General features: G+C 39.4%; 23 protein-coding genes. 11 read left to right on the forward strand and 12 right to left on the reverse strand.

The features are described from left to right. Positions 1 to 167 precede the first annotated feature (167 nt). The 3 genes from mfd to FTU29_RS01650 all read left to right on the forward strand — a co-directional run bounded on the left by mfd (position 168) and on the right by FTU29_RS01650 (position 5820). Complete coding sequence (mfd, locus tag FTU29_RS01640) at positions 168 to 3635, forward strand: transcription-repair coupling factor (RefSeq protein ID WP_180120353.1); 3468 nt, start codon at positions 168 to 170, stop codon at positions 3633 to 3635. Between the two features lie 222 nt (positions 3636 to 3857). Then, positions 3858 to 4292 (forward strand): HIT domain-containing protein, encoded by a 435-nt coding sequence (locus tag FTU29_RS01645; protein WP_067762788.1) that lies wholly within the window; start codon positions 3858 to 3860, stop codon positions 4290 to 4292. 61 nt (positions 4293 to 4353) lie between these two features. Beyond that, on the forward strand, positions 4354 to 5820 hold the full coding sequence (locus FTU29_RS01650; RefSeq protein WP_180119981.1) for an adenylate/guanylate cyclase domain-containing protein: 1467 nt from the start codon (positions 4354 to 4356) through the stop codon (positions 5818 to 5820). Between the two features lie 174 nt (positions 5821 to 5994). On the opposite strand, the gene fdx is transcribed toward FTU29_RS01650, so the two are convergent. The 8 genes from fdx to FTU29_RS01690 all read right to left on the reverse strand — a co-directional run bounded on the left by fdx (position 5995) and on the right by FTU29_RS01690 (position 12170). Then, entirely contained in the window at positions 5995 to 6333 is a 339-nt protein-coding gene (fdx, locus tag FTU29_RS01655) for an ISC system 2Fe-2S type ferredoxin (protein ID WP_180119983.1), read from the reverse strand. A gap of 16 nt (positions 6334 to 6349) precedes the next feature. Continuing rightward, positions 6350 to 8209, reverse strand: coding sequence for a Fe-S protein assembly chaperone HscA (gene hscA, locus FTU29_RS01660; RefSeq protein WP_180119985.1), 1860 nt, complete (start codon positions 8207 to 8209; stop codon positions 6350 to 6352). A gap of 39 nt (positions 8210 to 8248) precedes the next feature. Next, entirely contained in the window at positions 8249 to 8764 is a 516-nt protein-coding gene (gene hscB, locus FTU29_RS01665) for a Fe-S protein assembly co-chaperone HscB (RefSeq protein WP_180034816.1), read from the reverse strand. A gap of 104 nt (positions 8765 to 8868) precedes the next feature. Continuing rightward, the gene (iscA, locus tag FTU29_RS01670) at positions 8869 to 9189 is read right to left on the reverse strand and encodes an iron-sulfur cluster assembly protein IscA (RefSeq protein WP_078188668.1); all 321 of its coding nucleotides are present in this window, start codon (positions 9187 to 9189) and stop codon (positions 8869 to 8871) included. A gap of 37 nt (positions 9190 to 9226) precedes the next feature. Beyond that, positions 9227 to 9613: a Fe-S cluster assembly scaffold IscU gene (gene iscU / locus FTU29_RS01675; protein ID WP_078188667.1), complete on the reverse strand. Its 387-nt coding sequence runs from the start codon at positions 9611 to 9613 to the stop codon at positions 9227 to 9229. A 104-nt stretch (positions 9614 to 9717) separates the two neighbouring features. Next, positions 9718 to 10935 (reverse strand): IscS subfamily cysteine desulfurase, encoded by a 1218-nt coding sequence (locus FTU29_RS01680; RefSeq protein ID WP_180119987.1) that lies wholly within the window; start codon positions 10933 to 10935, stop codon positions 9718 to 9720. Position 10936: 1 nt separating this feature from the next. Beyond that, positions 10937 to 11410: an Rrf2 family transcriptional regulator gene (locus tag FTU29_RS01685; protein ID WP_078188665.1), complete on the reverse strand. Its 474-nt coding sequence runs from the start codon at positions 11408 to 11410 to the stop codon at positions 10937 to 10939. Between the two features lie 112 nt (positions 11411 to 11522). Next, positions 11523 to 12170, reverse strand: coding sequence for a hypothetical protein (locus FTU29_RS01690; protein WP_180119989.1), 648 nt, complete (start codon positions 12168 to 12170; stop codon positions 11523 to 11525). Positions 12171 to 12375: 205 nt separating this feature from the next. On the opposite strand from FTU29_RS01690, the gene FTU29_RS01695 reads away from it, so the two are divergent. From FTU29_RS01695 to FTU29_RS01710, 4 genes are all read left to right on the forward strand, one after another. Then, on the forward strand, positions 12376 to 12846 hold the full coding sequence (locus FTU29_RS01695; RefSeq protein WP_078193479.1) for a phasin family protein: 471 nt from the start codon (positions 12376 to 12378) through the stop codon (positions 12844 to 12846). 166 nt (positions 12847 to 13012) lie between these two features. Continuing rightward, positions 13013 to 13285: an HU family DNA-binding protein gene (locus FTU29_RS01700; RefSeq protein ID WP_078188662.1), complete on the forward strand. Its 273-nt coding sequence runs from the start codon at positions 13013 to 13015 to the stop codon at positions 13283 to 13285. A 132-nt stretch (positions 13286 to 13417) separates the two neighbouring features. Continuing rightward, the gene (locus tag FTU29_RS01705; protein ID WP_180115749.1) at positions 13418 to 15283 is read left to right on the forward strand and encodes a SurA N-terminal domain-containing protein; all 1866 of its coding nucleotides are present in this window, start codon (positions 13418 to 13420) and stop codon (positions 15281 to 15283) included. 255 nt (positions 15284 to 15538) lie between these two features. After that, positions 15539 to 16465 (forward strand): alpha/beta fold hydrolase, encoded by a 927-nt coding sequence (locus FTU29_RS01710; protein WP_257226888.1) that lies wholly within the window; start codon positions 15539 to 15541, stop codon positions 16463 to 16465. 77 nt (positions 16466 to 16542) lie between these two features. Here FTU29_RS01710 and FTU29_RS01715 read toward each other — a convergent pair whose 3' ends face one another. Beyond that, a complete protein-coding gene (locus FTU29_RS01715; protein WP_180120357.1) occupies positions 16543 to 17412 on the reverse strand; it encodes a DUF2797 domain-containing protein in 870 nt (289 codons plus the stop codon). A gap of 34 nt (positions 17413 to 17446) precedes the next feature. Here FTU29_RS01715 and FTU29_RS01720 point away from each other — a divergent pair, with 34 nt between their 5' ends. Both FTU29_RS01720 and FTU29_RS01725 read left to right on the forward strand, forming a co-directional pair. Continuing rightward, entirely contained in the window at positions 17447 to 17917 is a 471-nt protein-coding gene (locus tag FTU29_RS01720; protein WP_168378602.1) for a DUF6231 family protein, read from the forward strand. A 112-nt stretch (positions 17918 to 18029) separates the two neighbouring features. Continuing rightward, a complete protein-coding gene (locus FTU29_RS01725) occupies positions 18030 to 18656 on the forward strand; it encodes a YidB family protein (protein ID WP_180119991.1) in 627 nt (208 codons plus the stop codon). 98 nt (positions 18657 to 18754) lie between these two features. Here the strand turns inward: FTU29_RS01725 and FTU29_RS01730 are convergent, their stop codons facing one another. From FTU29_RS01730 to FTU29_RS01740, 3 genes are read right to left on the reverse strand one after another with little or no spacing between them, the layout of a single operon-like run. Then, complete coding sequence (locus FTU29_RS01730; RefSeq protein ID WP_180041403.1) at positions 18755 to 19363, reverse strand: OB-fold-containig protein; 609 nt, start codon at positions 19361 to 19363, stop codon at positions 18755 to 18757. Positions 19364 to 19379: 16 nt separating this feature from the next. After that, positions 19380 to 19706 (reverse strand): Rieske (2Fe-2S) protein, encoded by a 327-nt coding sequence (locus tag FTU29_RS01735; RefSeq protein WP_078188656.1) that lies wholly within the window; start codon positions 19704 to 19706, stop codon positions 19380 to 19382. Then, on the reverse strand, positions 19706 to 20710 hold the full coding sequence (locus FTU29_RS01740; protein WP_180119993.1) for an adenosine kinase: 1005 nt from the start codon (positions 20708 to 20710) through the stop codon (positions 19706 to 19708). The genes FTU29_RS01735 and FTU29_RS01740 overlap by 1 nt, the downstream gene beginning before the upstream one ends. Positions 20711 to 20987: 277 nt before the next feature. Between FTU29_RS01740 and FTU29_RS01745 the strand changes: the two genes are divergently transcribed. Beyond that, entirely contained in the window at positions 20988 to 21437 is a 450-nt protein-coding gene (locus tag FTU29_RS01745; protein ID WP_078188654.1) for a GNAT family N-acetyltransferase, read from the forward strand. Positions 21438 to 21604: 167 nt separating this feature from the next. Next, positions 21605 to 22378: a hypothetical protein gene (locus FTU29_RS01750; protein WP_373423552.1), complete on the forward strand. Its 774-nt coding sequence runs from the start codon at positions 21605 to 21607 to the stop codon at positions 22376 to 22378. Positions 22379 to 22518: the final 140 nt, after the last annotated feature.

Genomic DNA, 22518 nt, shown 5'->3' on the forward strand with positions numbered 1-22518 from the left:
CAGTGTTTGAGTTTGATGGGTGCGTTAATGGTACTCATCAATAGAAAATACAAACGCAAATCCATATTGGTTAAAACACTGTATATAGTTGCTTAAATCTCGGAATGTAAAAAGCATCGTGTTAATATGATCACTAAGTGATTAAAACATTAAAAGCTATTTACATCATGTTCCAGCAAGAAATTTCACAACTCAATCTTAAACAGCTCAAAGCTGGCGAAAAGCGGTGGGTCGGAAACTTACAAGGCTCATCTGCTGCATTATTATTTAAAGAAATTAGCAAACAATCGAAACAGTTGTTTGTGATTGTAGCACGTAATAATCAGCATCTCGGGCAGTTAGAAAGTGAGCTGGAATTTTACGGAATTAAGCCGACTATTTTCCCAGATTGGGAAATTTTACCTTATGACCGGCTGTCGCCACATCAAGACATCGTTTCTGAGCGCTTGGCGATTTTGTCCAATATGCCACAGCAAGGTGTGTTGTTGGTTTCGGCAACAACCTTGGCGCAGCGAGTTGCGCCTGCGTCTTGGGTATTAGGTGAACACTTTGATATTAAAGTGGGTCAAAAATTTGATATAGAACAACAAAAATTAAGATTAGTACAAGCGGGCTATCACTTGGTGGATACCGTTTATGATCATGGTGAATTTGCAGTACGCGGCAGCATCATGGATATTTACGCTTCGGGACAAAGTTCACCGATTCGTATTGACTTATTTGATGATGAAATCGATACCCTCAAATTCTTTGATCCTGAAACTCAGCGAACCACCCAAAATTTAGATCATTTCACGGTTTTACCTGCAAAAGAATTTCCATTAAAAGAAGCGCGTTCACTGTTTCGTGATCGATATGCGGAAAATTTTCCGACAGCAAATCCAAAGAAAAACCCAATTTATCAAGATGTACAAGATGGTATAGCTTCACCGGGTATTGAGTTTTATTTTCCGTTGTTCTTCTCTGAACAAGCCATGCGAGAGCAAAGTACCCTGTTTTCGTACTTACCTGAGAATGGCATTGTCATTACAGACAGAGCCATAGATGATACATTGATTCAGTTTTGGTCGGATATTGTGCGTCGCTATGAAGACCGGCGTCATAATGTCGACCAACCGATTTTGCCGCCAGAGCAGATTTTCCTACAACCAAATCAAGTGTTAGAACAATTAAATCTCTGCCGTCGTATCGTGGCTTCGCCTGAGGCTTTTGATGAACGCAATGGCGTGATCAATCTTGCAGCTGAGATTCCACCCCGTTTACCTGTCGATCCAAAACGTGAAAAGCCATTTTCTGCTGTTAAGCAATATATCGATGCGGCAAATTATCCAGTGCTTTTAGTGGCTGAAAGCGCTGGTCGACGTGAAACTTTAAAAGATGCATTGCGTCCAAGTTTGGGTGATATCCCAACGGTCGAAAGTTTTGATGATTTTATGCATTCTATGCATGCGATTGCGATCACCAATGCGCCCTTAGATCGTGGTTTATTGCTAACTGACAAGCTCAGTGTAATTTCTGAAAATCAGCTTTATGAACACCGTGTGGTTCAACGTCGTCGTAAACGCCAACAGGAAGTATCAGAAGAGTTTCTTGTTCGTAGTTTAACCGAGCTAAGTATTGGCGCACCTGTGGTTCATATTGATTATGGTGTGGGGCGATATGCAGGTTTAATCACCTTGAGTATCGATGACCAAGACCATGAGTTTTTGCAGTTAGATTATGCCGATGCAGCTAAGGTGTATGTCCCTGTAACAAACCTGCATTTAATTAGCCGATATAGCGGTGGTGACCCTGATCTAGCACCATTACATAAATTAGGCACAGATGCATGGTCTAAAGCCAAACGCAAGGCTTTAGAGCAGATCCATGATGTGGCGGCAGAACTTTTGCATATTCAAGCACGTCGTCATTCGAAACCGGGTTATGGTTTTGAACTGGATCAGAGCCTCTATATGCAGTTTGCAAGTGGCTTCGCCTATGAAGAAACTTTAGACCAAGCCAATGCTATTGAAGCGACACTGTATGACATGCAACAAGCGAAGCCGATGGATCGCTTGGTTTGTGGTGATGTCGGTTTTGGTAAAACAGAAGTGGCCATGCGTGCTGCATTTGTGGCAGTACAAAATAACAAACAAGTGGCTGTACTTGTGCCAACCACGTTGTTGGCGCAGCAGCACTACGAGTCTTTCAAAGACCGTTTTGCGGACTGGCCTGTACGTATTGAAGTCCTTTCACGTTTTGGTTCATCAAAATCACATACTAAAACCATTGAAGACCTCGCAGAAGGCAAAGTGGATATCGTAATTGGTACACATAAAATCTTGCAGGAAAGTGTGCAATTTAAAAATCTCGGTCTCATGATCGTGGATGAAGAACACCGTTTTGGTGTGCGTGATAAAGAGCGAATTAAAGCCTTACGTGCCGATGTTGATATGCTGACGCTAACTGCAACGCCTATTCCACGTACGCTGAATATGGCTTTTAGTGGCATGCGTGATCTATCTATTATTGCAACGCCGCCTGCACGTCGACTTGCTGTGAAAACCTTTGTACAAGAGCATACTGGAGATTCGATCAAAGAAGCCATCTTGCGTGAATTGCTACGTGGTGGACAAGTGTATTTCTTACACAACGAAGTCGAGACCATTGAACGTACGGCAGAAACCTTACGGGAATTGGTCCCTGAAGCACGTGTTGCGGTTGCTCATGGTCAAATGCGTGAGCGTGAACTAGAGCAAATCATGCAACAGTTCTATCACAAAGAATATAACGTGCTGGTGTGTTCAACCATTATTGAAACTGGGATTGACGTGCCAAACGCCAATACCATTTTGATTGAACGTGCAGATAAACTGGGGCTTGCGCAGTTGCACCAATTACGTGGTCGTGTTGGTCGATCGCACCATCAAGCATACGCCTATTTACTTGTACCTTCGCTCAAAGGCTTAAAGGGTGATGCTGAAAAACGCCTAGATGCCATTTCACGTGCATCGACTTTGGGTGCGGGTTTCATGTTGGCTACAGAAGACTTAGAAATTCGTGGTGCAGGTGAGTTGCTGGGTGAACAGCAAAGTGGCTCAATGCAAACCATCGGTTATAGTCTATATATGGAAATGCTTGAAAAAGCCACCAAAGCCATTCAAAAAGGCAAAACACCTAATTTTGACTCACCATTATCATTAACGGCTGAAATTAGCATGCATATGCCAGCCTTAATTCCAGATGATTATTTAGGTGATGTACATCAACGGTTATTGTTCTACAAACGCATTAGTAATACGGATACTCAAGAGAAACTCGATAACATTCGTATGGAGTTGATCGATCGTTTTGGCTTACCACCACAAGCAGTTAAGCAGTTATTCTCTGTCCATCAGTTGCGTTTAAAAGCGGAACAATTGGGTATTACTAAAATTGATATCAGCTCACATGGCGGCAGTATTGAGTTCTCGCCAGATACACCAGTTCAAGCCATATCCATCATCCAAATGATGCAAAAGCATCCGACTTTCTTCCGAATGGAAGGTGGACAGCGTCTAAAAGTGATGGTCATGCTCGAAGAATATGACAAACGAATTCAATTTATAAATGACATATTAGACAGTTTACTGAAGGAATTAACGCCAAATCACTAGATTTGGCGTATAAATTGCTTGTTCAGAATGAGTAGATTTTATGCGTGTTTTATATATAGAAGAAACGCTTGATTTTTTTGAAAAATTTATTAGAGTCATAAGCAAGCAACGTTTTATTCAAATACAGTTTATTTGTAATGAAACGTTCTGTACAGAATATTCACACCCATAAGGATGTGATAGTATTAGCCATCATTCTAATTTTGCATCATTTATAAAGATATGTTTAGTTTACATCCACAACTTGCTCAAGATACGTTTTATGTAGGCGACTTTCCTCTGTCAACATGTCGTTTGATGAATGATATGCAATTCCCGTGGCTTATTTTGATTCCACGTGTTCCGGGAATTACAGAGCTTTATGAATTAAGTCAGGCAGACCAAGAGCAGTTTTTACGTGAATCAAGCTGGTTATCAAGCCAATTGTCACGTGTATTCCGTGCAGACAAAATGAATGTAGCTGCATTGGGTAATATGGTTCCACAATTACATTTTCATCATGTTGTTCGTTATCAAAATGATGTGGCTTGGCCGAAACCAGTTTGGGGTACGCCAGCAGTTCCTTATAACAATGATGTCTTGGCACACATGCGCCAAACACTAATGCTTGCACTACGTGGTCAAGGCGATATGCCTTTTGATTGGCGTATGGACTAATCCCGATTTACGGACAATATCAGGATAGTAGAAGAATGAGTGTCCGTATGGGGGCGATCGAGTGCCGTTAGACAATTTAATCAGCAAAGAGCCTAAACAGTTTGAATATTTTCATCGTTTGATGGGATATATCATGCTGTCTTTGGTGATTGTTGTCTATCATTACACTCAGCCAGATACGCAATATCAAATCTATATTCCTGCATTTTTATTTTTTCTGATTTTAGTCGTTCCTAAGTTTTCTCATTGGTTAATTTATCGATATAGCAATCAAGTTAAGCGTAATGTGCTTTTTCTGATCGATATCATCGTTATTGCTGTACTGATGTCTGCAGTACATTTAAGCCTCGTTTTAACCTTTCTTGCGGTCTTTGCGCTGCTATATACAACCATTTATAACAAAATTAATTTCTTAATGATGTCCTTGGCTGGGATTGTTGGTGTCACTGTATTTTATTTATGTAATATTTATATCTTTGGTTTTCAAGAATATTTTGAGTCAACCAGCAGTGAGTTAACCGTTCTAGGTTTTTTGTGTCTTATTACATATTTCAGTGTGGGGACATTTTATCAACACACCCAAGTTCAGTCTTTGAGCAATAAAAAGAACCACTATTATGATCAGATGAATCGTTATATGGAATTCGCTAATCAATTGAGTCGTTATGCGCCAATGCAGCTTTGGCAATCGATTATGAAAGGTGAGTCTGAAGCTAAAATCGAATATAAACGGAAAAAACTCACGATTTTCTTTTCAGATATCCAAGGGTTCACAGAACTTTCTGAAACATTAATCCCAGACGATTTAGCATTTCTACTCAATGACTATTTGAGTCATATGACTGAGATTGCCAAACAGTATGAAGCGACTGTCGATAAATTTATGGGTGATGCAATTCTAATCTTCTTTGGTGATCCACATAGCCAAGGTGTAGAGCAAGATGCAAAAACTTGTTTAGAGATGGCAATGGTCATGCGTCAGCAAATGAAGTTGCTGCGTGAACGCTGGATTAAAATGGGTTATCCGCCGCTACACATTCGTATGGGTATTTCTACAGGGTATTGTCACGTTGGGAACTATGGTGCGGCTCACCGTATGGCTTATACCATCGTGGGGCGTGATGCGAATTTGGCTGCACGATTGCAAAGTGCGGCCGAAGTCGATGAAATTTTGATTTCAGACGATACGCATCATTTAGTGAAAAATGACTATTTATGTGCACCTAAAGCACCGATCTTCTTAAAAGGCATCAAAGGCCCAGTACGTACTTGGCAAGTGATGGAAAAATACACCTCACAGAAAACAGATTATCAACGTTGGTTCGATTACGAATATAAAGGCTTTAATCTATTGTTGAACTTAGATGAAGTACAAAACTTTGAATATCCTGAACTAATACATGTTTTAGAACGTATGATTAAACGCTTACAAACTCAGCAAAAAATGACCAACTCTGCTGGTATTGTTAAACTGAATTTAGAAGACGAAGTGATCGAAGAAGTCAAAAAAACTGAATCTCACTCTTAATTTCACATATACATTATAAAAATTAGATCTAATCGTATTGCCTTAAATTGTAAAAATAACTCAATTCATTCTTTTATCAAAACGTCTTCTTTTTTTGAATTCTTGAATAGATTTATGCATAAAAAAGCCAGTTACGATGAACTGGCTTTTTGATTATAGAAAATTATCTATAAATTAATGATTTTCTGAAGCATGGTTGATGGTGTATTTAGGAATTTCAATTTCCAAATCTTCATCTTCAATTTTTACTTGGCATGACAGACGAGAGTCTGGTTCTAACCCCCAAGCACGATCGAGAAGATCTGCTTCGACATCATCCATTTCATCTAGACCATCAAAACCTTTACGTACAATCACATGGCAAGTGGTGCATGCTTTAGACATGTCGCATGCATGTTCAATTTTGATGCCGTTTTTTAACATGCTTTCGCAAAGGTTAGCATTTGCTTCGACTTCAAACTCAGCGCCGTTTGGGCAGATTGTTGCGTGAGGCAGTACTTTAATACGTGGCATAATCTTGACCTATAAATTAATTTGAGTTTGACCAGTCATCGAGTTTTGTGCCTTTCAGTGCGGCATCAATGTGCTGATTCATACGAGCTGCAGCAAATGCATCGCTATGTATTTTAAGCTGTTCTACAGCATGTTCAATAGCTTTAATATCTGTCGTTTCAAGTGCAGCATCTAAAACAGTGCGTGCTGCAGTGAGGGAACTGAGTTGCTCTTGGCTGAGAAGTTGAGCATCCACTTTAAGTGCTTGATCAAGTGCTTCAAGTTCACGTTTTGCTTCCACTTTGGTTTCTTGAAGATGACGTAAGTTTTTATCTTCTTCAGCAAACTTATAACCATCAATCAGTAAGCGTTCAGTGTCGGCATCAGATAAACCATAAGAAGGTTTGATGTCAATTTGGGCATGCACACCAGAAGTGGTTTCTTTGGCAGACACCGTGAGTAAACCATCTGCGTCAACTTGGAAAGTCACTTCAATGCGCGCTTGACCCGCAGTCATCGGTGGAATACCACGAAGCACGAAACGACCTAGACTACGGCAATGTTCAACTAGATCACGTTCACCTTGTACAACATGAATCAACATCGCTGTTTGACCATCTTGATAGGTTGTGAATTCTTGGCGACGAGCCACTGGAATAGCTGTATTACGCGAAATAAGGCGCTCAACCAAACCGCCCATGGTTTCTAAACCTAAAGAAAGCGGTGTGACGTCTAAAAGCAATGAACCATCTTTAGAGTTACCAATAAGCTGGTTCGCTGTAATCGACGCGCCAATGGCCACAACTTCATCAGGGTTAATAGTGCAGAGCGGTTCTTGATTGAAGACATCTTGAACAGCTTTTTGTACAGCATACGAGCGGGTAGAACCACCGACCAATACCACATTTTGAATATCGCTGAGTTCAAGCTTGGCATCACGCATGACACGTTTACAAACGCTGATGGTTTTATCCAAAGCAACTTTGATGATGGATTCAAAAGTAGGGCGGTCTAAAGTCAATGATTGATCAAGAACTTTAAGCTCTACAGATTCAGCCTCGGTTAGAGCTTCTTTTGCTTTACGAGCAGAAACGATGAAATGGGCATATTCAGCATCATCTAAAGTTTCAATATTCAGTTGTTTTTTTGCCCATTTTACAATCAGACGGTCTAAGTCATCACCACCAAGCGCCGTGTGGCCACCCGTTGCTAGAACTTCAAAAACGCCTTGAGAGAAACGTAAAATTGAAACGTCAAAAGTACCACCACCCAAATCATAGATCACATAGTTTTGATCATGTGCAAGATTGGTGTCTTGGTCTAAGCCATAAGCCACTGCCGCAGCAGTCGGTTCATTTAAAAGACGGAGTACATTTAAGCCTGCAAGTTGTGCTGCATCACGCGTTGCTTGACGCTGTGCTTCATCAAAATAGGCAGGCACTGTAATGACAGCACCATTTACTGGATTGTTTAAGCTGATTTCTGCACGGTCTTTAAGTTGTTTTAAAATTTCAGCAGAAATTTCAACTGGTGTTTTACGACCTTGTGCAGTTTCAAAAGCAGGCATTTCATTCCCTTCACCGACTAAGTTGTACGGGTGTTGGAATTTAATATCTGCTTTAGAGCGCCCCATAAAACGTTTTACAGAAACGATGGTGTTTTTAGGATCAGTCGTTAAGAATGCCTTTGCGTCGTCACCATATTGCGTAGTGGATTCGCCATAGTGTGCAATAGAAGGGAGTAACACACGACCATGTTCATCGTTAAGCACTTTCGCTTTACCAGAAAGTACCGTGGCTACTAAAGAGTGTGTAGTCCCAAGATCGATACCAATTGCGATGCGGTGTTCATGCGGCGCACTTGATTGACCAGGTTCTGCAATTTGCAAGAGAGCCATGTGTGTTACATCCTTTGAACGTCAAATATAAAAAATAAATTAAAAATCATCGTCTAAATCAAAGCTATCGTCGTCTAAGAAGCGATCTTCAGCTTTATCGATGTCAGCCATTACTTTTTGGAAGAAGCGTAATTTACGTACAGTATCACGTGCTTCAGCCCAGTCTTCGTCGTCATAATCAATCTTGAATTCACGAACCAAACCGTCAATCCATTGCTGAACTTCAGTTTTAAGTGAAGTGAGGTCATCAGCAGAGCCTGCCTCATCTAACTGTTCACGAATTTCTAAGGCATCTTGTAGGAACTCAAAATCACTAATCGATTGATCAAGGTGATAATCTTGTTTTTTGAGACTTAAAAGATATGCAGCGCGGCTATCAACATTGGATAAAGCTTTAAATGCTTGATTAATCTCACTAGATTTTATCAGGGCTAGATCTTTGTCTTCGGCTTTATCTGGATGATATTGTTGCTGCAACTTTAAAAATTCAGCTTTTAAAACTGCTAAATCAATATCGAGTGCTACAGGTAAGTTAAACAACTCAAAATGATTCATGGGAGATGGTGTCCGCAATAGAGGTGCAAAAAGTGTTGCTTTAAATGCAATTAAAACAGTGAATTTTACACTGTTTTAATGCGAAAAAGGAGCGTGGAAATGGCTTAAACTGTAAACGATTCGCCGCAGCCACATTCGCCTTTTTTATTTGGGTTATTAAATTCAAAACCTTCGTTTAAACCATTTTTCACATAGTCCATCTCCATACCTTCAAGATAAACTAAGCTTTTTGGATCAACGAATACTTTTACGCCAAACTGATCGAATACTTGGTCATGCGTGTCAATATCATCGACAAACTCAAGTACATAAGCTAAACCAGAACAGCCAGAAGTTTTCACGCCAACGCGAATACCTTCACCCTTACCGCGATTCTTGATGTAATTGCTGATATGAGTTGCAGCATTTTCAGTTAAATGAATCATGAAAACTCCGTTAATCTTTTTTAAAACACGTAAACAATTAAGCTTTTACTTTCTTGCTACGGTAGTCTTCTACAGCAGCTTTGATTGCATCTTCAGCAAGTACAGAGCAGTGTACTTTTACTGGTGGAAGTGCAAGTTCAGTTGCAATATCAATGTTCTTAATTGCTTGAGCTTCATCAAGAGTTTTGCCTTTTAACCACTCTGTTACTAATGAGCTAGATGCAATTGCTGAACCACAACCGTAAGTTTTGAAGCGAGCTTCTTCAATTACGCCGTTGTCATCAACTTGGATCTGTAGACGCATAACATCGCCACAAGCTGGTGCACCGACCATACCTGTACCAACGTTTTCTGCATTTTTGTCTAAAACACCAACATTACGAGGGTTTTCGTAATGATCAATTACTTTTTCGCTATAAGCCATGATGCTTCTCCAAACCTCGGGGTCAGTCTTAAGATTAATATGGGGGTGAAATTACGTTAATCAATGAGATAGCCTTAAAATAAAAGCTATCTCACCGGGATGAATTAGTGTTCAGCCCATTCTACAGAATTAAGGTCGATACCTTCTTTGTACATGTCCCAAAGCGGTGAAAGATCACGTAGTTTTTCAACTGCTGCTTTGGTAATTTCAAGTACGTGGTCAATATCGGCTTCAGTGGTGTATTTACCAAAGCTGAAACGAATCGAGCTGTGGGCCAATTCGTCTGAAAGACCCAATGCACGAAGTACATAGGATGGTTCTAAGGTTGCTGATGTACATGCGGAACCAGAAGATACTGCGCAATCTTTAAGTGCCATCATTAACGATTCACCTTCAACAAAGTTAAAGCTGACGTTTAAATAGTTTGCAACGTTGTATTCTGGGTGACCGTTCAGGAAGACTTGTTCAAGATCTTGCAAGCCATTCCAAAGTTTGTCACGAAGTGCACGAATACGAGTTTGTTCAGCATGCAGGTTTTTGCCGGCAAGTTCGAACGCTTCGCCCATACCCACGATTTGGTGAGTCGCTAACGTACCTGAACGCATGCCACGTTCATGACCGCCACCGTGCATTTGCGCTTTAATACGTACACGTGGTTGACGACGTACATAAAGAGCACCAATACCTTTAGGACCATAGATTTTGTGGCCAGAGAAACTCATCAAATCAACTTTCATTGTTGAAAGATCAATTTCTACTTTACCAGCAGCTTGCGCAGCATCTACATGGAAATAAGTTTTGTTTGCACGAGTCAATTCACCGATTGCAGCTACATCTGTAGTTGTACCGATTTCATTGTTCACCATCATCAAAGATACAAGAATTGTATCTGGACGAAGGGCTGCTTGAACCATTTCAGGTGTGATTAAACCTGTTTTTGCTTCTGGCTCAAGATAAGTAATTTCGAAGCCTTCTTCTTCAAGCTCGCGGCAAGTATCAAGAATTGCTTTATGTTCAATTTTACTTGTAATAATGTGCTTGCCTTTAGATGCATAGAACTGAGCAATACCTTTAAGCGCAAGGTTGTCAGATTCAGTTGCACCAGAAGTCCAAACGATTTCGCGTGGATCAGCTTTTACTAGATTAGCAACTTGTTCACGTGCATATTCTACTTTTTCTTCTGCCTGCCAGCCGTAAGCATGAGAACGAGAAGCTGCATTACCAAAAGTACCGTCAAACGTTAGACATTCCATCATACGTTCTGCGACTTGAGGGTCTACAGGTGTAGTTGCTGCATAGTCAAGATAAATAGGACGCTTCATGTCAAATACCTGTAACCGATAAAAGGGCTGAATCAAAGTTTGCTGAATTTTGACGAATTGATACGGTTTGAACGTTATCGCGTGCTACAAGGTCAGCAAGGGTGATTTTTGCAAGATAATCGGCAATGTGGTGGGAGAGTTCCTGCCATAAATCGTGAGTCAAGCACATTGCACCATTTTGGCAGTTGCCTTTGTGGTCACAACGGGTTGCATCAACTGTTTCATTTACAGCTTCAATAATTTCCAAAACAGTGATGTCTTCAGCACTACGAGCAAGGTGATAACCACCGTTTGCTCCACGGATGCTGGAAACTAAGCCGTGACGCTTTAATTTTGCAAATAACTGCTCAAGATAGGCCACTGAAATGGTTTGACGAGCTGCAATTTCTGCAAGAGTGATCGTTTGTTCAGTTGGCTGCAAAGCTAGATCAAGTAGAGCAGTCACTGCGTAGCGACCGCGAGTTGTTAAGCGCATGATTCGATACACATGTTAAGTCTAGATGTGCAGATTTTATGAATCCTGACTAAAATAGTCAAGTTTTTTTGAGATTGTTTATTTGTTTTATTTTGTCTGAAAAATTATGTATTTATTTGAACCACACATTATACACTAATAACGTTATTAAAAGAACAGATATTAGACTAAAAGCGATATTAATCCGCTTTTGACGACGTTCGATACGCTTAATACGGTTTTTGTATTGTTTAACTTCAACTTGTAGCGTGTTTATTTTAGAGCGTTGCTGTTCGATTTTTTCTAAAAGTGGGGCAATACGTTTTTTAGACGCAACGATATCGTTTTCTTCGACAGGTTCAGACAACCAGTGTTTCCAGTCAGATAAAATTTTCGGCACACTAAATAAAGAAACCAAATCACGAAATTCATCTTTTAAAACCACATCGCCATCGATACGCATGATTTTGATGCTTTTACGATTACCAAATACAAAAATTTTCACCAAATCCATTAATGTCGTACGGACATCAAGGTCGATCGGTTTATCTGGAGATTTCGTGTCGAACAGGATACCGTGCTCAGTAAACTGAACATAAAAGTCAAAATAAGGGATGTAGCTATTTATTTTTAGTGCGACTTTTTGATCAACAAATTTTTTAGCTTGTAATGCTACAACACGGTCATGTTTTAAAATGAAGGTAAAAATCGTTTCTAAAACAATCAGGGTCATAGTAAGCAACAAATGTGGTTGAGCTTGTGTTTGTTGCGTATCGCTCATAAAAAATGTCCTTGTTAAAATCTGAAAGCACTGGAAACTGAGCGTCCTGCTCTAGAGGAACTTAGAATATACCAAAAAGTTGGTAATTCACTAGCTTTGTAGAACAGTTTAATCAATCTATCAAGTTATATGTTTGCTATTATGTTGTTAAAATGAAGAATCACGTGTTGATGTGCACATAAAATAATCAGGAGAAGTGCGGATTATGGAAAATAAAGAAAGCATAATTGACGATGCACAGGAAACATCAGAAAAGCTGGCTAAACCTCGGGTACGTAGTCATTCTGATCGTCGCTCTAAAATGGATTTTCGTAAATACACCAAACAGATTTGGTTGGCTGGATTAGGTGCTTTTTCACGTGCTGAGGGAGAGGGAAATAAGCTTTTTGACTCTTTAGTCAAAGTTGGAGAGGAGCTTGAGTCCAAAACGATTGATATTGCAGATCAAACTGTCGAAAAAGTTTCAGAAAAAGCCAAGGAATCTGTAACCGATACGAAAGATAAAGTGGAAAAAATTTTAGATAATAGTGTTAATCATTCTTTAAACCGTTTAGGATTGGTGACTGTAAAGGATTTACAGCACTTAGAAAGGCTTATACTTCAATTACATACTAAAGTTGACCAATTAGCCGAAGAAAATGCCCAACTGAGGGCCGAAATATTAAAAAAACACTAACTTTTTTAATATTATCGAATTTTCAAGGTTTTTTTCGTCAAAAAATTCTATAAAAAGAGGTTGAGGAGTATTGCGTTTAACCCTAAAGCATTGCTATAAAGGCGTTATGGCGTTTTATACAAATTCTTGAACCTTAAATAAACGATATTAAGAGGACGTAATTTTCATGAATAAATCAGAATTAATTGATGCAATTGCCGAAAATGGGGGATTATCTAAGGCCGATGCCGGTAAAGCTTTAGATGCTACAATTGCTGCAGTTACCAATGCATTAAAAGCTGGTGATACAGTTACTTTAGTTGGTTTCGGTACTTTCAGCGTAAAAGAACGCGCTGCACGTACTGGTCGTAACCCACAAACTGGTGCGACTTTAGAAATCAAAGCAAGCAAAGTTCCTAGCTTCAAAGCGGGTAAAGGCTTGAAAGATTCTGTAGCTTAATCTTATTAAGCACATGAGACGCGCCATAAATTGGCGCGTTTTTTATTGGTAAATGTGATTAATTGATATATCGCATTCATTCATCTCGGGTTTTCGGTTAAAATTCACCGCAAATAAAATATTGGAATACTTATGGAATCGTTTCGTAAAGTCATTAAGGGTTGGCTGGGCAAGGTCTTGCTCGTTTTGTTTTTGACCCCTTTAGCACTTGTAGGTATTGAAGGATATTTTAGTGGTGGATCTAAAGATGCAGCAAAGACTGTAAACGGTACTGAAATTTCTCAAAAAGAACTCGAAGCACTGACGAACTCATTAAAAGAACAATATCTGGCATATGCTCAGGGTGATGAAACATTATTGAATCAAAATTTCATTAGCAATAAAGCGATGGATACTTTGGTTTCACGCCAATTGCTATTGCAACAAGCTGATAAATTAGGCATTAGCTTGAGTGATGCACAAATTGTGCAAATGATTCATCAGCAGCCAAGCTTTCAAGTCAATGGTCAATTTTCTGATGAAGCGTTTGCGCGATACCTCGAATCGATTGGTATGACGAATCGCACATTCATTGATAATTTACGTAAAGACCATGCTTTAAAAATGTTGTCTACAACATTTATGGAATATGCATTGGTGAGTAAGCTTGATATCTTGCAAATTGCGAACTTACAAACGGAACAACGTAGTATTCAGTTGGCAAGCATTAATCTTGAAAATTACAAGAAAAATGTAAAAGTATCTGATGCAGAAATTGCGGCTTATTATGAGCAACATAAAAACAAATTTAAGCAAGCAACTAGTGTTGATGCAGATTTTGTCGTATTAACACCTGCCAATATTACTGCACCTGTAGAAGCTGCAACTGATGCTGAACTGAAAGAAGCATATAACAGCTTTGTTGAGAATGCACAGAAGTCAGTTAAACCTATCGTTAAGCACATTATGATCACTGCGGACAATCGTTCAGATGCCGAAGCTAAAAAACTGGCTGAAAGTGTTCAAGCTAAAATTAAAGCGGGTTTAAGCTTTGACCAAGCTGCTGCGCAATTCTCTGAAGATCCTGAATCTAAAGCAAAAGGTGGTGAACTGGTTGCTTATGAAAAAGGTGTATTTGGTGATGCATTTGATGCAGCAGTTGAAGGTGCTCAAGCTGGTCAAGTGACTGCTCCAGTGAAAACAGACAGTGGTTATCACTTGATCGAAAAAGTGGCGCCAGCTGTAAAAGTGGCTTCATTTGAACAAGAAAAAGCTCGTCTGCAAGCAGAAGTCGCTGCTTCGAAAAAAGCCAATGTTTTTTCTGACACTGTAAACAGCCTCAATGATATGGTTGTGAGCAGTGATGCCCTTGATGTCGTGGGTCAAGAAGTGAAAGGTGTAAAAGTTCAATCATTGAATGGCTTAACATTAGCATCGCAACATCCAGTTTTAAGTGATGCAAACGTCAAAGTTAAATTGTTTAACGATGATGTTAAAAATGGTGAACGTAATGTTTCATCTAGCATTCAGTTGAAAAACGGTGATGTAGTTTGGGTAAAAGTGCGTAACTATCATGCTGCAGGTGTTCAAACCTTAGCTGAAGCGAAAGCGCATGTGAAAACTCAGCTGATTGAAAAGAAAGCGTCTGATGCTGCAAAAGCCCAAATTCAAGCGACATTGAAAGAGTTTGCTGCAAAACCTGCTGCTTCAGTCGCGAAAGGCAATTTAAACTTTGAAAATGCGGGTACTTTCACTCGTGCTGATGGTTTGTTGAAACGCGAAATTCAACGTGCTGCATTTAGTGTAAAAGCGCCGAAAGCAGGTCATTGGTCTGTTACTACAACCAATCTACCAAATGAGTTAGTTGTGGTTGCTGTGACTGCAGTGAATAAACAATCTGATGCGGCATTAACGGGTGAGCAGTTAGATGAGTTAAAAAAACTTTATCAACAGCTTCGTGGTCAGCAAGAATTTGATGACTACACACGTTATCTAAAAGATCATGCCAAAATTAAATAATTAAGGCAGCTTTAAAAAAAACCAGCTTCTGAGCTGGTTTTTTTTGACTTAAATTGATAGATATAATTTTTATTTAAAAGATTTGGCAAATGAAATATCGACTCTAGCATCGTAGATTGGTGTTCTCAAAAAAATAATATGAAGAAGAAATAACTCATCACGGCAAGGATTAAGCGGATGACATCTCTGTATATGCTTCAATTTAAGCGTTTAAAGAACTTCTTATTGCGATGGATGGATCATTATTTTAAGCACATGATACTGATGCTACTAAAGATTTGCGTTGCTAGTAGTATTCAAGCTGCCGAACTGAACTTTAAAAATGTTCTAGAGCAGGAAAGAGCTTGGGCGGGCTTGACCAGTAAAAAAGTCAAAAATAATGAAATCGAATGGACATACAGTGAAGGGGGAAATCCACAAAAACCGACGCTGCTGTTGCTGCATGGTTTGTCAGGCACGCGTGATAATTGGAACCGCGTTGCCCGTTATTTAACGGCCAACTATCATGTCATTATTCCAGATCTGCCAGCACATGGAGAAACTATTGTCGCAGATCAATTTGATCTATCGATTCCAAATTTAACAGAAAAATTACGACGATTTATTGATGCTACAAAGTTAGACCCAAATTTACATATCGCAGGGCATTCGATGGGTGGTGCAATTGCCATGCTCTATAGTGCTCAGTATCCCTTAGAAGTGAAATCTTTATTGTTGGTGGATTCGGCAGGTGTCTTTAAGTCGAGCAATACAGCGTATCTAAAAGATACGGCAAAGCTTGCAGAGCTAGTGGTCAGAAAAACTGGTGATTTTGATCGCGTGATGAAGATCGTGATGCAATCCCCGCCTTCTATTCCACAAGAATTAAAAATTGGGCAAGAAAAGTTGATGATAGTTCAGTCTAAACAAACCAATAAAATGGTGGAGCAACTGCAAAAAATGGCGATCTTGTATACGCCAGAGTCCTTTGCTTTGGCTGCACGAGGCATTGATGCACCTGTGTTTATTATCTGGGGGAAGCAAGATCAGATTATCAATGTTGAAGTGGCAGAAGAACTGAGACGCTTATTTAAAAAAGCCGAAAAGCCTCTGATTTTAGACCATGTTGGTCATATGCCTATCTTAGAAGCGGAGCAGTTAATGGCGTTGCCATATTTAAAGTTTCTTTCAACTGTTCAATGAATCAAATCGGTAAAGTGTGTGAAAAAAAGCGAGAAATATCTCGCTTTTTTAAACTTAATTAGACACGTTAAGTCGATTTAAGTACGTACTTTAATTTCATAGCCCGTGTATTTTCGAATATTAATCACACCGGTATCCAAAATCAGATACTGACCTTTAATCCCTTGTAATTTTCCTCGAATAATCGGTGTTTTGTCCAAATTATGCGATTTGATTTTTTCAGGATATTCATCTACCGGGTAGATAAATTGGCGTGGTAACTCATCTTCTAACAGTTCGACGGTTTCATTAAAATCTAAATTTTGGCTAAATTCTTCGCGAATGGTCTGAATTTTAGGTGCGAATTCTTCTACCAATTGGTCGCGAATTTCGATCAGGTTGATGGGTTCTGCTTCACCTTTGAGCAATTTACGCCAATCAGTTTTATCGGCCACTTGCGTTCCAAACATGACTTCAAGCTGACCAGATAGACGACGTGAACCAACTTTCATAATAGGCAAAGCTTGCGTCGCACCTTGGTCCAGCCAACGTGTAGGCATTTGACCAAGTCGAGTAATCCCCACTTTTAAGGCACTCGAATTAGCTAAATAGACAATATGCGGTTGAAAGCAAACTTCATGGGCAAAATCATCTTCACGGCAAGTCCCGAGATGATAATGACAGGTTTCAGGCTTCATAATGCACATATCACAAGAAGCCTTAGTCTTCATGCATTTGAAGCAATGACCTTGTGAATACGATTTAGGCGTTTTTGCACCGCAAGAAATGCAGTAGATATTTCCAGTGGCTTCAATTTCAATTTCTTGGCCAAGGCTAAACGGTAGATCAACTTCTGAGCGATCTAGAATAAATTTATACTCAACATTTGCCTTGTGTGTATGTTGATCAGTTACACTAAGGTCTTTAAGACCTGCATGCATTTTATGGCAAATGCCTTGTAGTTCCATACGAATACTCACTTCATTATTAAGGATGCGGTCAATGGCTGAGCAAAATGTCATCACTTCTATGCTAGACGATTTGTCAAAAGAGCAGCCCATTTCAACCGCAATCTGTATTGGTCAGGATCTTGAGCAATACAATCAATTTCATCCAATTCAATGGCAACATTTTAACGTAACTGAGTTTTTAAATCTGCCTTTTACCCAGCGTTTTGACCTTGGATTTGTGATTCTTGATACTGAAATGATGTTGAGTTTGGATCAGCAGCAGAAAACTCAGATGTTGGTAAAATTGCGTGACCTATTTGCCAAACGCATCGTGGTGGTGAGTAAGTTACACGATGAACAATTATTACGTGCTTTAGGCTTTACTCAGCTCATTGATAAAACCACGCATGAAAGTGATTTTGCTTTATGGCAGTTTAATATTTTGACTTATAAACATATTCCAGATTGGTTTAACTCTAAATTTTGGGCGAATCCTGAAAACTGGGATAAATTCCGTTGGTAACAAATACTTAGCCTGCGAGAAATTGCAAAAATTAACAAACATTTATGATAAATCTGTGTTTTCCCACGTATGCTGTAATTAAGTTTATCTAGGTTTCACTGGGAAAAATAAAATGACAAATTTAAATAATATTGTTGAGATTTTAGCAAAGCAGGCCCTTGGTGGTGCAAACAATCAAAATCAACAAGGTGGTTTGGGTGGTATTTTAGGTTCGGTGCTGGGTCAATTGGGCGCAAATGCAGGCACTCAAAATACCCAGACCAATGCTCAAAACCAAGCGGGTGGTTTGGGTGGAATTTTAGGCTCTGTGTTGGGCCAACTGGGTGGTGCAGCGCAGCCGCAGCAACGTAGTAGCGGGGGTAATGCATCAACCATTTTAGTAGCAGTGTTACCTCTGGTGCTGGCTTGGATTCAAAAACAAGGTGGCCTACAAGGTGCTTTGGATAAATTACGTGGACAGGGCTTGAGCAGTCAGGTTGATGATTGGGTATCTACAGGCCCTGGTGATAATGCTGCTGTGACTAATCAACAAGTACAAAATTTATTTGATGATGCCGAAGTGGAGCAAGTTGCACAAGAAACACAAACTCAGAAACAAGATGTATATAGCGCAATTTCAAGGGTATTGCCGCAAATTATTGACTCATTGACGCCACAAGCTGGACAAACCAATCAGCAAGAAGCGAATGCTGATATTCAACACGTGATGAATTTGGTCTCAGGTTTCCTGAAGCGTTAATCAAAATATCGATTTAGGGATTTGATTGAATACAAGCCAGTGAACACTGGCTTTTTTATGATTTGAAAAATGATAACAATGTGACGCTTAGATTGTCACTAGGATGGATTAAATAAACGGTTCGACATACTGATTTTTTTGCCAATATAGTGTGATTTTTTTTGACGAATCAAAATGATTTTCGACTGAAACTCTAACTCACCAAATTCTGGCTCAACTTGCACATAATGTAGTTGACCAAACTCATCACGCACCCGCGCTTGAGCTGAAAAGCCGGGACGGGCATTTCCACTTGAAATGGTGGCTAGACGACCCAGTAGGTTAACGGTTTGTTTTTTATATTTGGGCGGGATAACCTGATCCAAACAATGAATCATAAATACCGTAAAGAATATGGCAATAATCAACGCAGGTAAAATTAAATAATAAGCGGGAACGAATTGACCTTCTTTGGCATGGATGCAAAACTGAAGTACATAGCCTGCAAAGCTAAAATTCATCAGTAAAAAGAACAAAATCAGAGACTTGGAAAATTTGACATTCAATAATGCCAACTCTTGTATGCGCTGAGGGGCAATTCTTTTTAAAACTTGGCTAGGACTAATATTGATGTAATAGCCAATGGTTTCAACCATGCCCAATAACAGTACGGCCAATAAACTTAAATGAAAGGGTATTAAGTTATAGTCTGTTAAAAATGCGGACATGGTTGTATTCCAGTGTTTATTCTTCTGTGAGGTAGATTCCACCATCAGAATGCACGTTAATGTTCACTTTTTCAAGGGCTTGACCTTGGCATGGACCAGAAATACATTCCCCAGATTCGACCATAAACAGGGCGCCATGTGTTGAGCACTCAATAAATTCTTGGTCACGATCTAGAAACTGATTTTCTAGAAACTCAAGTTCTACGTGCAAGTGTGGGCAGTTATTTTGATAAGCGTAAAACATGCCGTCGCGTTGGGTGATAAAAATCGTTTCACCTTCAGGCGTTTCGAATGATCGTGCTTCACGTTCAGGTACATCATCCGTCATGCAAATTTTAAACATTAAGCACATTCCTTTTGAAATGATTGTAAAAGCTGAGCATAGTCTTCAACTGCTAGGCGTGGACCAAACTGAGCCACAACTTCACTTGAAATCAGGATAGCAAGTTCAGCAGCCGTTTGATAGTCATGACCTACATTCAGTGCATATAGGAAAGCACCAGCAAATGCATCACCAGCACCATTGGTATCAACTGCGGTAACTTTACGACCTGGCACAGTAAATGTTGCTGCTTCAGTATGAATTAAGGCACCTTTGGCACTTAATGTAATGACAATGTGTTTGCTTAGTGATTGCAATTTAGCAAGTGCAGCATCTAAATGATCTGTTTCGGTGTACATCAGTGCTTCTTGTTCGTTACAGAACAATAAGTCTACGCCATCATCGAGTAACTCATCTAGACCTTGACGTGCATATTGCACCATTGCTGGATCAGATAAGGTCAATGCAATTTGTACACCATTGGCTTTGGCGATTTGACGTGCTTGTTTTACCGCAAGACGCGCGCTATCTGATGTTGAAAGATAACCTTCGATATATAACCATTTCGCAGTATTTAAGCTGCCAAAATCAATTTGGCTATCAGTTAATTCAGCAGTAATACCGAGGTAAGTATGCATCGTACGTTCAGAATCAGGGCTGACCAATACCATACATGTGCCGGTTACACCTTCACTGATTGATTGAGTTGCAGTTTGGATACCTGCGTCGTTTAAACCATTTAGGTAAATTTGACCTAAGTCATCATTGCCGACACGACAACCATAAAATGCAGTTCCGCCTAAAGCACTAAAAGCAACCGTTGTATTTGCTGCAGAACCACCAGAAGCTTGACCTTTATATTCTTGAGTCGCTTTTAGATTGTTATAAAGGGCTGCTTGAGTATCACCATCAGTCAGTTGCATCGTACCTTTTTGCAGATTGTGTTGAATTAGGAATTCGTCAGAGACTTTAAATTCTTGGTCAATAAGTGCATTACCAATTGCAAAAAGGTCAACAGTTGCCATGTTGTATAATCACATCAAAAAAATGAAAGTGCTAAGTTTACACGAATGCTCAGGAATGCTGTAGTTTGTTGAAGAAAATTCAATTAAAGGACAGGTGTGTATAAAAATCGGGCAAATCCATTATATTTTTACATTTTTTTTGAATTAGTTGCCGTTTTAATCAGCTTTGCTATTGTGCAAATCGAAAATTTTTACTTTTATAGAGCTATAGGGTGTTCAGACTGAATCAAGATGATTTGGTCATCATAAATAGATAACAGATTAAAAGTGTGAATATATGGAAATTACGATTCGTCCAGCAGAGCAACTTCCTGCTCAAATCGAAAATATTGCTGCTTTGGCGCAGCATGAAGGCTATACATTTATACACCGTTTAATTGAAGAATATCAAAGTGGTAAAAATCGTTTTGACCAAACGGGTGAGCAATTATTGCTTGCTTATGATGGCGATAAATTGATTGCTTGTGGCGGTTTAAATCAGCAATGGGGTGATACTGGTGTAGAAGAACGGATTGGACGAGTTCGCCGTTTCTATGTGCATCCGCAGTACCGTCAGCATGGCGTGGGTAAGCAGCTATTGGTGGAATTGGAAAAGGGTGCAAAAAAACACTTTTCTGCATTATGCTTAAATACAGAACTTAAAAATGCTGCAAAATTCTATCAAAAACAGAATTATGTCTATGTTGAAAGCCATCCAAATTATAATTATTTCAAATATCTGGTTTAGTTTTCAATCCAAAAATAGACAGTAAACACTATAAATCAAGCATCCGATATCGGGTGCTTTTTTCTTGTGATAATTCTAAAAAAGAGCGCCTTATTTTAAGCAAATTTTTAAGCAAAAATTCATTTTAGTTATCGAAGATATAAGCATCAAAATAACTGCATAGAGTGATGCATATGCAAGTGTCTGAGCTACAAAACTACGTTAAAAAAGTCCCTGAGATTACAGCACTGTTTTGGTTGACCAAAATTTTTGCGACCACCTTTGGTGAAACCAGTGGTGATGCATTGTCCATGTCCTTAAATTTGGGCTATCTACTCAGTACCTTTATTTTCGCAGGCATATTTATCAGTCTGCTGTATTTTCAAATACAGTCCAAAGCCTATAAACCTTATTTATATTGGGCCACGATTATTGCCAGTACCACGGTAGGTACGACTTTAGCGGATTTTGTAGATCGTTCTTTAGGGATTGGCTACTTGGGTGGTAGTTTGCTGTTGCTGAGTTTGGTGCTCATATCGCTTTTTAGTTGGTATCGAGTCGAAGGATCGATCAATCCAAGTGTAGTGAATTTGCCGCGAACACAGATCTTTTATTGGTTGACGATTACATTTTCTCAAACGCTAGGTACAGCTTTGGGGGACTGGACTTCCGATAGTGCAGGATTAGGCTATAGCGGTGGCATTTGGCTATTTGGTGGTCTAATTATCTTGATGGCGTTGTTGTACTTTTTTAGTCAGGTCTCAAAGACGATTTTATTTTGGGCTACTTTTGTTTTGACACGTCCATTGGGCGCAGTTGTCGGCGATTTTCTAGATAAGCCAATCAGTTCAGGTGGATTGGATTTGAGTCGCTTTATGGCTTCTTTTGTATTGTTATTGGCGATTGTGATTTGTGTTTATTGGTCAACACGAAATGATAGGCAATCCATAAAATCTGTCTAAATGTTTTAGAGCTAAAACAAGTGATTTTTAAAATTAAAGTTCAAGTTGATTAAAACAGTTGGAAATGTTGTTTCGGTGAATCTAGTTGTGATTTTTTAAGGTATACTTTGCCTAATTTAAATGAATAGATTAGGAGCACA

Origin of the sequence: Acinetobacter sp. YH12086, from assembly GCF_013419345.1 — a bacterium.
In the GTDB taxonomy this organism is placed as follows: Bacteria; Pseudomonadota; Gammaproteobacteria; order Pseudomonadales; family Moraxellaceae; genus Acinetobacter; species Acinetobacter amyesii.

What these genes read in the sequence shown, in the direction of transcription:
- FTU29_RS01735 (WP_078188656.1), bottom strand. Translation starts at nt 19,706, where the DNA reads ATGTTTAAAATTTGCATGACGGATGATGTACCTGAACGTGAAGCACGA.
- FTU29_RS01725 (WP_180119991.1), top strand. Translation starts at nt 18,030, where the DNA reads ATGACAAATTTAAATAATATTGTTGAGATTTTAGCAAAGCAGGCCCTT.
- hscA (WP_180119985.1), bottom strand. Translation starts at nt 8,209, where the DNA reads ATGGCTCTCTTGCAAATTGCAGAACCTGGTCAATCAAGTGCGCCGCAT.
- mfd (WP_180120353.1), top strand. Translation starts at nt 168, where the DNA reads ATGTTCCAGCAAGAAATTTCACAACTCAATCTTAAACAGCTCAAAGCT.
- FTU29_RS01710 (WP_257226888.1), top strand. Translation starts at nt 15,539, where the DNA reads ATGATACTGATGCTACTAAAGATTTGCGTTGCTAGTAGTATTCAAGCT.
- FTU29_RS01720 (WP_168378602.1), top strand. Translation starts at nt 17,447, where the DNA reads ATGGCTGAGCAAAATGTCATCACTTCTATGCTAGACGATTTGTCAAAA.
- FTU29_RS01685 (WP_078188665.1), bottom strand. Translation starts at nt 11,410, where the DNA reads ATGCGCTTAACAACTCGCGGTCGCTACGCAGTGACTGCTCTACTTGAT.
- FTU29_RS01740 (WP_180119993.1), bottom strand. Translation starts at nt 20,710, where the DNA reads ATGGCAACTGTTGACCTTTTTGCAATTGGTAATGCACTTATTGACCAA.
- FTU29_RS01695 (WP_078193479.1), top strand. Translation starts at nt 12,376, where the DNA reads ATGGAAAATAAAGAAAGCATAATTGACGATGCACAGGAAACATCAGAA.
- FTU29_RS01750 (WP_373423552.1), top strand. Translation starts at nt 21,605, where the DNA reads ATGCATATGCAAGTGTCTGAGCTACAAAACTACGTTAAAAAAGTCCCT.
- FTU29_RS01680 (WP_180119987.1), bottom strand. Translation starts at nt 10,935, where the DNA reads ATGAAGCGTCCTATTTATCTTGACTATGCAGCAACTACACCTGTAGAC.
- FTU29_RS01700 (WP_078188662.1), top strand. Translation starts at nt 13,013, where the DNA reads ATGAATAAATCAGAATTAATTGATGCAATTGCCGAAAATGGGGGATTA.
- FTU29_RS01705 (WP_180115749.1), top strand. Translation starts at nt 13,418, where the DNA reads ATGGAATCGTTTCGTAAAGTCATTAAGGGTTGGCTGGGCAAGGTCTTG.
- fdx (WP_180119983.1), bottom strand. Translation starts at nt 6,333, where the DNA reads ATGCCACGTATTAAAGTACTGCCTCACGCAACAATCTGCCCAAACGGC.
- FTU29_RS01690 (WP_180119989.1), bottom strand. Translation starts at nt 12,170, where the DNA reads ATGAGCGATACGCAACAAACACAAGCTCAACCACATTTGTTGCTTACT.
- iscA (WP_078188668.1), bottom strand. Translation starts at nt 9,189, where the DNA reads ATGATTCATTTAACTGAAAATGCTGCAACTCATATCAGCAATTACATC.
- FTU29_RS01715 (WP_180120357.1), bottom strand. Translation starts at nt 17,412, where the DNA reads ATGGAACTACAAGGCATTTGCCATAAAATGCATGCAGGTCTTAAAGAC.
- FTU29_RS01745 (WP_078188654.1), top strand. Translation starts at nt 20,988, where the DNA reads ATGGAAATTACGATTCGTCCAGCAGAGCAACTTCCTGCTCAAATCGAA.
- iscU (WP_078188667.1), bottom strand. Translation starts at nt 9,613, where the DNA reads ATGGCTTATAGCGAAAAAGTAATTGATCATTACGAAAACCCTCGTAAT.
- FTU29_RS01730 (WP_180041403.1), bottom strand. Translation starts at nt 19,363, where the DNA reads ATGTCCGCATTTTTAACAGACTATAACTTAATACCCTTTCATTTAAGT.
- FTU29_RS01645 (WP_067762788.1), top strand. Translation starts at nt 3,858, where the DNA reads ATGTTTAGTTTACATCCACAACTTGCTCAAGATACGTTTTATGTAGGC.
- hscB (WP_180034816.1), bottom strand. Translation starts at nt 8,764, where the DNA reads ATGAATCATTTTGAGTTGTTTAACTTACCTGTAGCACTCGATATTGAT.